Source organism: Allobosea sp. Root670, assembly GCF_001429415.1.
Taxonomy (GTDB): domain Bacteria; phylum Pseudomonadota; class Alphaproteobacteria; order Rhizobiales; family Beijerinckiaceae; genus Allobosea; species Allobosea robiniae.
In genome coordinates this window covers 326,978-338,609 of record NZ_LMJU01000016.1, presented here as the reverse complement: position 1 = coordinate 338,609, position 11,632 = coordinate 326,978, and the positions used below count along the sequence as shown (strand labels likewise).

At 61.1% G+C, this 11,632-nt stretch carries 8 protein-coding genes; 7 read left to right on the top strand and 1 reads right to left on the bottom strand.

What is annotated here, in order from left to right:
* Positions 1-66: 66 nt before the first annotated feature.
* From asnB to ASE61_RS16920, 6 genes are read left to right on the top strand one after another with little or no spacing between them, the layout of a single operon-like run.
* Positions 67-2,004: an asparagine synthase (glutamine-hydrolyzing) gene (asnB, locus tag ASE61_RS16945; RefSeq protein WP_061968813.1), complete on the top strand. Its 1,938-nt coding sequence runs from the start codon at positions 67-69 to the stop codon at positions 2,002-2,004.
* A gap of 25 nt (positions 2,005-2,029) precedes the next feature.
* Complete coding sequence (locus ASE61_RS16940; RefSeq protein ID WP_061968807.1) at positions 2,030-2,989, top strand: NAD-dependent epimerase/dehydratase family protein; 960 nt, start codon at positions 2,030-2,032, stop codon at positions 2,987-2,989.
* A gap of 7 nt (positions 2,990-2,996) precedes the next feature.
* A complete protein-coding gene (locus ASE61_RS16935) occupies positions 2,997-3,938 on the top strand; it encodes an NAD-dependent epimerase/dehydratase family protein (RefSeq protein WP_061968805.1) in 942 nt (313 codons plus the stop codon).
* Positions 3,939-3,992: 54 nt separating this feature from the next.
* Positions 3,993-5,054 (top strand): NAD-dependent epimerase/dehydratase family protein, encoded by a 1,062-nt coding sequence (locus ASE61_RS16930; protein ID WP_061968804.1) that lies wholly within the window; start codon positions 3,993-3,995, stop codon positions 5,052-5,054.
* 42 nt (positions 5,055-5,096) lie between these two features.
* Positions 5,097-5,957: an ABC transporter permease gene (locus tag ASE61_RS16925; RefSeq protein WP_082617492.1), complete on the top strand. Its 861-nt coding sequence runs from the start codon at positions 5,097-5,099 to the stop codon at positions 5,955-5,957.
* 10 nt (positions 5,958-5,967) lie between these two features.
* Positions 5,968-8,403: an ATP-binding cassette domain-containing protein gene (locus tag ASE61_RS16920; RefSeq protein WP_061968801.1), complete on the top strand. Its 2,436-nt coding sequence runs from the start codon at positions 5,968-5,970 to the stop codon at positions 8,401-8,403.
* Between the two features lie 54 nt (positions 8,404-8,457).
* Here the strand turns inward: ASE61_RS16920 and wecB are convergent, their stop codons facing one another.
* Positions 8,458-9,495: a non-hydrolyzing UDP-N-acetylglucosamine 2-epimerase gene (gene wecB / locus ASE61_RS16915; RefSeq protein ID WP_061968799.1), complete on the bottom strand. Its 1,038-nt coding sequence runs from the start codon at positions 9,493-9,495 to the stop codon at positions 8,458-8,460.
* Positions 9,496-9,754: 259 nt separating this feature from the next.
* On the opposite strand from wecB, the gene ASE61_RS16910 reads away from it, so the two are divergent.
* Entirely contained in the window at positions 9,755-11,596 is a 1,842-nt protein-coding gene (locus ASE61_RS16910; protein ID WP_156407135.1) for a hypothetical protein, read from the top strand.
* Positions 11,597-11,632 lie beyond the last annotated feature (36 nt).

The window sequence follows — 11,632 nt, the reverse complement described above, 5'->3', positions numbered from 1 at the left end:
GAGGATCGGGTTGTCGGCTCCGGCGGCATCGTTCCGCTCAGGGCTCCAGAGGTCAGAAAGTTTATCATGTGTGGAATCGCGGGAGCCGTCTCTCTGGCGCGTAAGCCTGTGCCGAAACTCGACCGTGCGCTGGCCGCCATGAACCAGTTGATCGCGCATCGTGGTCCGGATGGCCATGGTTTCTGGCGCGCACCTTCGGATGTCTGCGGTCTCGCCCATCGGCGCCTCGCGATCATAGACCTGTCGCCGGCGGGGCACCAGCCGATGATCGGCAATGACGGCACGGTCATCACCTTCAATGGCGAGATCTACAACTATGTCGAGCTGATGGACGAGCTGAAGGCCGATTGGTCTTTCCGCTCGTCTTCCGACACCGAGACCGTGCTGGCGGCGTATGCCAAATGGGGCGTCGACTGCTTGAGCCATCTGCGCGGCATGTTCGCCTTCGCCCTCTGGGACGGCGACCGCTTCTTCGCGGCGCGCGACCGCTTCGGCATCAAGCCGTTCTACTATGCGGTCATCGACGGCGTGCTCTACTTTGCCTCCGAAATGAAGGCGCTGCTGCCGGTGCTGCCGGAGATCGCGACCGATCCGGACGCGCTCGCCGAGTACATGACATTCCAGTACACGATCGGCGAGAATACGCTGTTCAAGCATGTTCAGGCGCTGCTCCCCGGCCATGCGCTGACGGTGGAGAACGGCGAGGTCAAGGTCTTCCGCTATTGGGATGTCCATTACGATATCGATTGGGACCATACGCCGCGCTGGTTCGGCGAGGAGATGCGGGCCCGCCTATCGGATTCGATCAAGGTGCATCTGCGCTCGGACGTGCCCGTCGGCGCCTATATCTCGGGCGGCATCGATTCCAGCCTGATCGGCATCCTCGCCGGCCGCGAGGAGGCCTCCGGCCGCATCGGCTTCCACGGCAAGTTCACCGAGTTCGAGGGCTATGACGAGAGCGTCTATGCCGAGGCGGCCTGCCGCGACGGCGGCATCGACCTGCACCAGATCGACATCACGGCGAGCGACTTCCGCAATAATATCGAGAAGGTGCTCTACCATCTAGACACGCCGGTGGGCGGGCCCGGCTCGTTTCCGCAATACATGGTCTCCGAGCTGGCCGCCCGCCACGTCAAGGTCGTCCTTGGGGGCCAGGGCGGCGACGAGATCTTCGGCGGCTATGCGCGCTATCTGATCGCCTATCTCGAGCAGGCTCTGAAAGCATCGATCGACGGCACCCAGCGCAACGGCAATTTCGTCGTGACGCCGGAATCGATTATTCCGCACCTGACCGTGTTGCAGGAATACAAGCCGCTGATCCGCCAGCTCTTCTCCAAGGGACTGTTCGGGCCGCTGGACGAGCGCTATTTCCGTCTCATCGACCGCTCCGCCGACATGGAGAACGAGGTCGACTGGTCGGCCCTCGACCGTTCCGGCGTCTTCGCGCGCTTCCAGGCCGTCTTCAATTCCGAGCGGAACGTGAAGAGGGAAGCCTATTTCGACTCGATGACGCATTTCGACTTCAAGTGTCTGCTGCCTGCCCTGCTCCAGGTCGAGGACCGGATGTCCATGGCGCATGGGCTGGAATCGCGCGTGCCGTTGCTCGACCACTCCGTCGTCGAGTTTGCCGCGACCATTCCCGCGGACCTCAAATTCAAGGGCGGCCAGATGAAGCACTTCATCAAGTCGACTTTCTCCGCCGACCTGCCGCAGGAATTGGCGCAGCGCCGCGACAAGATGGGTTTTCCGGTGCCGCTGAAGGAGTGGTTATCGGGCGAGCTCAAGGACATGGTCGCCGACATCTTCGCGACGCAGAAGAACCGCCATCGCGAGTTCTTCAACTCGGATGCCATCCTTGCCAATTTCGACAAGGCCGAGCGCTTCTCGCGCAAGACCTGGGGGCTGCTCAGCCTCGAGCTTTGGCAGCAGATCTTCCACGACCGGGCTGCTTCGTACCGGCGCATGCTCGACGAGGTCGAGCCCGCGCAGGTCGCGGCCCAGTAACTCCAGCACTCACGGGAACCAGACGATGAAGGTCTTCATTACGGGTGGCTCAGGCCAGGTCGGCTCGACGGCGGCGGACATGTTTCTGGCGCGGGGCGATACGGTCATGTCGCTCGAGAACTTCTCGACGGGCCGGCGCGACAACCTGCTTGATCAGGAGCGTCTGATCCAAGTCGAGGGCTCGATCACCGACTGGAAGCTGGTCGACCAGCTCTTCTCCGACTTCAAGCCTGACGTCGTCGTGCATACCGCCGCCTCCTACAAGGATCCGGAGGATTGGGAGACCGACGCCCTGGTCAACGCGGTTGGCGGCGCCAACATCGCCAAGGGCTGCAAGCTGCACAAGGTCGGGCGCCTGATCTATTTCCAGACGGCTCTTTGCTACGGCACCAAGCCGCTGCAGCAGCCGATCACGCTCGACCATCCGATCGATCCGGTGAATTCGAGCTATGCGATCTCGAAGACCGCTGGCGAGCACTATGTCCAGTTCTCGGGCGTCGATTGGGTGACCTTCCGCCTCGCCAACGTCATCGGTCCGCGCAACGTCTCCGGCCCGCTGCCGATCTTCTACGGCCGCCTCGCCGAGGGGAAGAAGTGCTTCGTCACGCCGGCCCGCCGCGACTTCTGCTATGCCGGCGACCTCGCCAAGGTCGTCGTCCAGGCCGCCAACGGCAAGGGCAACGGCACCTATCACTTCTCGTCCGGCAAGGACGTGGCGATCAAGGAGCTCTATGACGCCGTCGTGAAGGCGATGAAGCTCAACGATTATCCGGAGCCCGAGGTGAAGCCGCTCGGTCCGGACGATGCCGCCTCGATCCTGCTCGATCCCTCGCGCACCTTCGCCGATTTCGGCGACGTCGAGTTCACGCCGCTCGACGAGATCGCGCGGCTCTCGGTCGAGCGCTGGGAGCGGGAAGGCGTTGTCGGCGGCTACACCCACCTCAAGGAAGCTCGCGCCGACATCAAGACCGCGGCCAAGGGCTGAGGCGACGATGCGTATCCTGATCACCGGCGGCGCCGGCTGCCTCGGCTCGAACCTGACCGAGCGCTATCTCGAAGCCGGGCACGAGGTGCTCATCCTCGATAATTTTGCCACGGGCCATCGCGGCTCGCTGCCGGAGGCGCATCCGGGATTGGCCATCGTCGAGGGCAAGGTCCAGGATCGCGCCTTGGTCGACAGGCTCTTCGCAGAATTCAGGCCGAGCCACGTCGTCCATTCGGCTGCGGCCTACAAGGATCCGGACGACTGGCTCGAGGATACGCGCACCAACGTCGAGGGCACGATCCAGGTTGTCGAGGCGGCGAAGGCGGCCGGCGTCCAGCGCTTTGTGAACTTCCATACTGCGCTTGGCTATGGCCGGCCCGAAACGCTGCCGATCCCGGCCGATGCGCCGGCCCGCCCCTTCACCAGCTACGGCATCTCGAAACAGGCCGGCGAGAACTATCTTGCGGTCTCCGGCCTGCCTTTCGTCTCGCTCAGGCTCGCCAATGTGACCGGCCCGCGCCTCGCGATCGGCCCGATCCCGACCTTCTACACCCGCCTGAAGGCCGGCAAGGGCTGCTTTTGCTCCAAGACCGTGCGCGACTTCGTCGACATGGACGACTTCTTCTCGGTCATGGACATGGTGATGGCGGACGGCGCACCGTCCGGTGTGTTTAACGTCTCGACCGGCACCGGCCATACGATCAAGGAGATCTTCGACATCGTCGTCGACCATCTCGGCATTACGCCCTCGGAGCCGGTGCCGGAGGTAGAGCCAGGCGCCGACGACGTGCCCGCTGTCGTGCTCGACCCATCGAAGACGATCGAGACCCTCGGCTGGAAGCCGCGCTACTCCTTCGAGCAGACCATCCGGCGGATGCTCGCCTGGTACGACCAGCACGGCGTCACCGCGATCTACAGCCACCTCAAGGCGCCGCCGGCGAAGGCCTGACCGCCTTCGCCTGACTGGTTCGCTCTGCCTCCCTCTTCCAAACGGACATTTCCTATGACCGAAAGCTTCGCTGGCAAGAACGTGCTGGTGGTCGGCGGCGCCGGCTTCGTCGGCTCCAATCTAGTCAAGCAGATTCTGCGCGAGAAGCCCCGCAAGCTGACGATCGTCGACAACTTCCTCTCGGCTGACCCAGTGAACGTCCCGGATGATCCGGCGGTGAAGCTGGTTTCGGGTCCGATCACCAGTGATCGCATCCTGGCCGAGCTCGACGGCGATCTCGACTACGCCTACCACCTTGCCTGCTTCCACGGGAACCAGTCGTCGATCCACGACCCGCTGATGGATCACGATAACAATACCCTGACAACGCTGAAGCTGTTCGAGCGGCTGAAGGACATCAAGTCGCTGAAGAAGGTGGTCTATTCCGCGGCCGGCTGCGCCGTCGCGGCCAAGACCTTCGACGGCGCCACGGCGACAACCGAAGAGGCGCCGGTCTCGCTGTTCCACGACAGCCCGTATTCGATCTCGAAGCTGATCGGCGAGATGTACGGAAACTACTACTTCACGCGGCACGGCATGCCCTTCGTCAAGGCACGCTTCCAGAACGTCTACGGCCCCGGCGAAATCCTGGGTGCCGGCCGCTGGCGCGGGACCCCGGCGACGGTCTGGCGCAATGTGACGCCGACCTTCATCTGGAAATCGCTGCACGGCGAGGCCCTGCCGGTCGAGAACGGCGGCATCGCCACCCGCGATTTCATCTTCGTCGAGGACATGGCGCGCGGCCTGATGGCCTGCGGACTGAAGGGCGAGGCGGGCGAGATCTACAATCTCGGCTCCGGCGCCGAGATATCGATCCGCGAGTTGGCCGAGCGCATCAATGCCGCGACCGGCAACGCGACGCCGATCGCCCTGACCCCGGCCCGCGATTGGGACCGCTCGGGCCAGCGCTTTGCCTCGACCGACAAAGCCCGCGAGAAGCTCGGTTTCGTCGAGCAAGTACCTCACGAAGAGGGAGTTCGCCGCACCGTCGAGTGGACGAAGGCCAATCGCGAGACGATCATGCGCTGCATGATGAGCCACGTGCATTTCGTGCCTGACGTGAAGCGCTACTCCTGATATGCCGGCCCGTTCTTATAGCGCGAGATAGCGGCGGAACTGATGAGCGACGAGACGGAGGGGCCACAACACATACGCCGAACTGCTAGCCCGAGCGAGGGGGGTATCGGCGCCTGCCGCATCTTGAGATCGGTTTGGCGCAACCGTGCGCTTGTGCGCGAGATGACGCACCGGGAACTGACGGACATGCATGCTGGGCAGGCGGCCGGCGTGATCTGGCTCGTTGTGCATCCGCTCTTCCTATTCGCGGTCTATGCATTTCTGTTCTCGGTCGTTTTCAGCATGCGCATCGGGGAAAAGGGCCCGACGGATTATCTCGTCTACCTCTTTTCCGGTCTTGCGCCCTGGCTGATGACCGCCGATGTCCTGGCACGTTCCTCGAACGTCATCGTCTCGAACGCCGCGATCGTGAAGAAGGTCACCTTCCCGACGGAAGTCCTGATCGCGAAGACTGTCCTCGCTTCGGTTCTGGTTCAGGGGCTGCTCTTTGCTTGTGTCGTCGTCTACGCGGTGGTGACGCGCGGCTATCTGCCTTGGAGCTTCCTGCTTCTGCCGGTGGTTTTCGGAATCCATCTCGCTCTGCTTTGGGGACTGGCGATACTGCTCGCTTCCCTCACACCCTATTTTCGCGATGTACCGGAGCTCGTCCGTATCTTCGTGACGATCAACATCTATCTTGTTCCGATCGTCTACCTTCCGAACATGGTCCCGGGTGCGCTCAGATTCGTCGTCGATCTCAATCCGTTCAGCTATCTGATCTGGTGCTATCAGGAGATCATCTATTACGAGAACATCCGCAGACCGGCTGCTTGGCTCGGGCTGATCGCCTTTTCGGGGGCTGCAGTGCTTGCCGGCTCCTATGTGTTCTCCAGGCTCCGGCATCACTTCTCGAGCGTCGTCTGAAGGTTCCGCGATGAGCGACGTTGCTATACAGGTCCGTGACCTGGTCAAGGAATATGAAGTCTACGCAAAGCCGATCGATCTGGCGCTCGAGGTCCTGACACGTCGCCCGCGTCATCAGATTTTCAGGGCGCTGGACAGCGTGAGCTTCGATGTCATGCGCGGCGAGGTGCTTGGTATCATCGGCTCGAACGGTGCCGGCAAGTCGACGCTGTTGAAGCTCGTCACCGGCGTGCTGGAGCCTACCTCCGGCCAGGTCGATATCGAGGGCCGCGTTACTGCGATCCTTGAGTTGGGGCTCGGCTTCAATCCAGAATATTCCGGTCGAGAGAATATCTATCTGAGCGGTTTGCTTTACGGGATGGATCGCCAGGAGATCGACCGGAAGATCGACGATATCATCGATTTCAGCGGGCTTGCAGACTTCATCGAGCGGCCGGTCAAGACCTATTCGAGTGGCATGCATTCGCGGCTGGCCTTCTCCATTGCAACTGCGGTTGATCCGGACATCCTGATCATCGACGAGGCCTTGGCCGCAGGCGATTCAGCCTTCGTGCAGAAGTGCATGCGTCGCATCCGCCAGCTCTGCTCGAATGGCCGTACCGTACTTCTTGTCTCGCACGGCACGGGCCTGCTCGCTCAACTGTGTCAGCGGGTGATGTGGATGGAGAAGGGGCGGGTCAAGATGGTCGGCCCGGCTATCAACGTCGTCCAGGCCTATGATCTGGCAGCGCACGAGCAGGCCGATTCGGCCGGCTGGCTCGACACGGTCGAGGACGACCTCTCCGCCGCGAAAGCGGACGAGCCGAGTACGATCAAGCAGATCGTAAAGGGGAGTGGCACGACGAAACAGGTGTTCCGCCGTGGACCGGTATTCATCGAAAGTGTCGAGATGTTCGATGCCGCTGGAGAGCCGAGCACGCGTCTGACGCTCCTGAAGTCCTTTTCAATCCGTGTCCGCTATCGCGTCGAGGGAGACCTGCCCGAGGTAACATTGGGCGTGGCAGTTGCTGTGAACGGGCGTCACGATCTCGCGCCGGTCGCCCAGTTCTTCACACAGAATATCAGGCCGACCGAGACCCGGGAGAGCTACGCCGATGCCGGGGATCGCAGGAAAGCCGCCGGCAGCGGGGCTTTGACGCTGCACTTTCCCGCGGTGCCTTTCCGCAAGGGGGAGTATTTTCTGTCGCTAGGACTCCTACCCAATACGCCGGGAAGCTGGGAGTTCTATGAGTATCGCCATTTCCACTACATCTTCAGTGTCGACGACGCCGGCATGGATGTCGGCGCACCGGTCTTCCTGGATGCGAGCGTCTCGTATGAAGCTGTCCCGGCTGCTGGCGACGTCGGCGGCCGAACCGTGGCGAAGGCGGTTTCGACCAACGGACCTCTTCCGCGAGATCTCGCGCCACCCAGCATGAGCTACAAGACCTTGCGGGAGGAGGTCGAGGCTGTCTGCATCGGTCGCGGCGGCTATCCGGACGCATGGCTTCACCACCAAAACTGCCCGGCCTGCGGATCGGGCGCGCTTGCTCCGCTCTTCGAGAAATATGGCTTCAATCACTCACGCTGCGCAGCGTGCGGTTTTGTCTGCGTCGATCCTTTTCCCCCCGATCACGTCCTCGCCGAATTGTATTCTGGCGCCTATTACACACGTACGCGTCAGCTCTTCGAACTGCCGCTGCTGCGGCAGGGCGGCAGGATGACGCCGTTTTCTGCGCCGGCCGACGTGCTGGGGCAGATCGTCGAGCAGGCGACCGGGGATGTTACCGCGGGCCGATGGCTCGATGTCGGCGGCGGGCTTGGCGCCTTCGCAGGTCTGGTCAAGAGCAAACGCCCGAGCTGGACGGTGGCGTTGAACGAACTCAACCCCGAGTCGGGCGCGATCGCCAAGAGTCTGTTCGATTTGGAGGTTCTCGACGGCAACCCCGAGACGTTGCGGGCGCAGGGGCTGCTGTTTGATGTCGTCTCGTCCGTCGCTGTCCTGGAGCATATTCCGGACCCTGCTGCATTTCTGACGAGTTATGCCGGGCTCGTGAGGCCGGGCGGGTGGCTGGTGACGGTCGTGCCGCAGTTTACGAGACTGAACGCTGAGATTTCCCAGGGCTCGTCACCGAACGTCGTGCCGCCCTTCCATACTTCGCTGTTCGGGGAAGAGGCGCTGCGCCGCCTGATGGAGCGGCTGCCGGGGTTGCAACTCGATCGGATCGAACAGGCCGGGCCGGCTGCCTTCGACCTGCTGCACTTTCCGAGCACCGGTGATCATTGGGATATCACGGTACCGACCGAAGCCGAGCCGACGCCTGCTTCGATTCTGATCGATCCTTACGACGACGCCAAGGCGACGCTGTTGAACGCGCTCGCCAAGGCAGCGCCGTCGCTCTCGGAGTTCTTCGCGGAGCATGACGGCAGGCTGTACCTGATCGCCTATTGCCGGCGGACAGCCTGAGTCAACGATGAGGTGCACATGACGCACCGCCGCTATCCCTGAAGGCTGGGTGCTTCAGATCGCCGCTTTCAGGATCTCCGCGATCGTGATTGCCGATCGCCCGTCGCCATAGTCGGGGATATCACGCCGGGGCGCATAGTCTGACGTGGTCCAGAGGCGGTTCCAGCCGGCATCGACCGTTTCGACCCACTCCGTTTCGTCACGTAGCGTGACACAGGGGACGCGATGAAAATAGGCCTCCTTCTGCAGGCCGCCCGAATCCGTGAACGTGGCCGCGGACTGGTTCACCAGCCAAGCCATGTCGAGATAGCCGATTGGGTCGATCAGCTTCAGTCCGGTTGGCATTGCGCCGCGCTGCGTAAGCAGTTTCCGGGTGCGCGGATGCACCGGCATGACAATGGGGATGGACCGAGCCGCCTCCTCTAGCCACGCAACGACACGGGCAAAACGTGCGGGATCGTCGGTATTCTCCGCTCGATGGATCGTCGCGACGGCATAGCGCTTGGGCTGGACTGCGAGGTCGGCCAGGATGGTCGAGCGCCCTTTCGCCCGTTCGGTCGCGGCGATTGTTGTGTCGAACATGACGTCACCGGTTGCATGGACGCCAGCCACAATGCCCTCTTGCGTCAGGTTGTGGACGGCGGTCTGCGTCGGGCAGAAGAGCAGGGCGCTGACATGGTCGGTGACGACACGGTTGATTTCTTCCGGCATCTGTCGGTTGAAGGAGCGTAGACCGGCCTCGATATGTGCTACCGGAATGTGTAGCTTCGCTGCGGCCAAGGCACCGGCCACGGTCGAGTTGGTGTCACCATAGACAAGCACGATATCGGGTTTCTCGGCCAACATGGCCTCTTCAAGCTTCTCCAGCATCCTGCCGGTCATGGCGCCGTGGCCGAGGCTGTTGATCTCAAGATTGTAGGCGGGTTTCGGAATCTCCAGTTCCTCGAAGAACACGTCTGACATCAGTGCATCGAAGTGTTGGCCGGTATGGGCGATGACTTCCGTCATGCCTGCTTCCGCAATCGCGCGACTGACAGGAGCTGCCTTGATGAACTGTGGCCTGGCGCCCAGGACGGTGAAAATCTGAGACATGATCGTTCCGATGCTGGGCAGCCACCCGGGCGCCCCTATGCTATGCTGCGAATAGAAGATGCGAGCCTACAAAGCAATTCCGCCTCGGCTAGGTTCGCGAATTCGGCGGCGGCAGAGCTGACGATGCCGTAATGCAGCACCGTTTCAGGGATTGGTGTTCGACGCTTGACCGTCGATCTCGCTTCCACCTATCTCACGCCAACGCGGAAAAGAGGGCCTCCATTTGTCGAGCGTGAAACGAGCGTTGGTCGCGTACTCGATGTCGAGCACGCATGTTCAGACGACGTTCGACTATCTGATTGCGTTCAAAAGATTCTCCGGTTTCGAGAGCGATTTCGTTCATGTCACGCATAACGCGTCTCTCGAATTCGATTTTGATGGATATGACATTGTTTTCCATAGTTATTGTGCTAGGCTTTGCTTTGACGGTTATGTTTCTGATAGTTATCGAAAAAAATTATCGGCATTCACCGGTGTAAAAATCTTAGCTGTCCAAGATGAATACGATCAAACAGACACACTCAAGGCGGCGATCAAGGACCTGGGTTTTGATATCGTCCTGACGTGCGTTCCGCAGGACAGCCTCGAATATGTATATCCACGGTCGGAATTTCCGGGCGTGACCTTCATCACGGTCTTTACGGGCTATGTCCCAGAAACCCTTATGGCGGAACTGCCTGCTGCCAAGCCGCTGGCCTCGCGCCCGATCTTCATTGGTTACCGTGGGCGGGATATCGGGGGCCGTTATGGCCGCCTCGGCTTCGACAAGTTCGAGATCGGGCGGCGCATGAAAGAACTTTGCGATGCCCGCGGCATCGCGACCGATATTGCGATGGACGAAGCCAGTCGCATTTATGGCACGGCGTGGTTCGATTTCATTGGAAATTGCCGAGCCATGCTCGGCTCGGAATCGGGCTCCAATGTGTTCGATTTCGACGGCAGTATTGAAGCCCGTTTCAAGGAGATGACGGCGGCCAATGGCGGCGTTCCGCCGAGTTATGCCGATTTCCTGCCGACCGTCGTCGACCGCGACGGCGAAATCGAGATGGGGCAGATTTCTCCGCGTGTTTTCGAATGCGCAATGATGCGCACGCCCATGGTTCTCTTCAAGGGACGCTATTCGGACGCCATCGTACCCGACCGGCACTACATACGGTTGGAGAAGGATTTCTCTAACATCGATGAAGTGCTCGAGCGCCTGAATGACCTGCCGGCTCTGGAAGCGATGACGCAGCGCGCTTTCGATCATCTGGTCGGATCGGGCCGTTTCACCTACCAGGCATTTTACGAGGGTGTAGCCGGCGCGATCGGGGAGCGGCTTGCCCAAAAGCCGCAGCGCAGCAGTGGGCAGGAGGCTCTGCCGATGCTCCCGACTGTGCCGATTTATCGATTTGGTAGAATCGAGGAGCCGGCAACGCCCGTTCCATTGGGCTCCAAGGATTTTCTATTGCGGGTTGAGGCTGCGGATGCGGCGGTTTACCGAAGCGAAGTTCACAGGTTGATGGAAGAATTCGACCGTCTTCGTTCGATCTTCCAATCAGAGATCGAGCGGTTGCTCGGCCGTTTTGCCGCAGCGTTCGACCGCGTGATCCGATTTGCGGAGATCGAGATTTCTCCGTTTTTCTCACTGTCAGACTGCGAAATGCCTCGCCTGCTCACCGAATATGAGGCAGAAATCGCATCGGCCTCGCAGCAACGCGAGATCGCACGTGCGGCATTCGGAGCGGCGCTTTCGACCGGTATCGAAGATACGGGTTTGGAGGCGCTCCGGCATATGTGGCAGCGCGAAAAAGACGGCTACTTGCATCTCATTGAATGGATCAGGCGGCTGAACGAGTCCTATGACACCGATCGGTTGAATATGGAGCGCGCCTTTCGCAAGAGGGTTTTTGAGCTGGAGGCAATGGTTCTGCCTGGGTTGAACCCGAAGCAACGTCTTTCTATGCGACTTATGTTGCTCAAGATGCGGCTGTGGGCGATGGGTGGACATGTGCTGCGTCGAGCGGCTAGTTCTCCAACTGCACGCCGCTTATTTGTTGCTATCCCCGGCCTCAAATCGCTGGCTCGTCGCGTTGCGTGCCGAACCGGACTGCCGACATGATTTAGTAGGTATTCATTCCACGCTCCGGTGCTGATG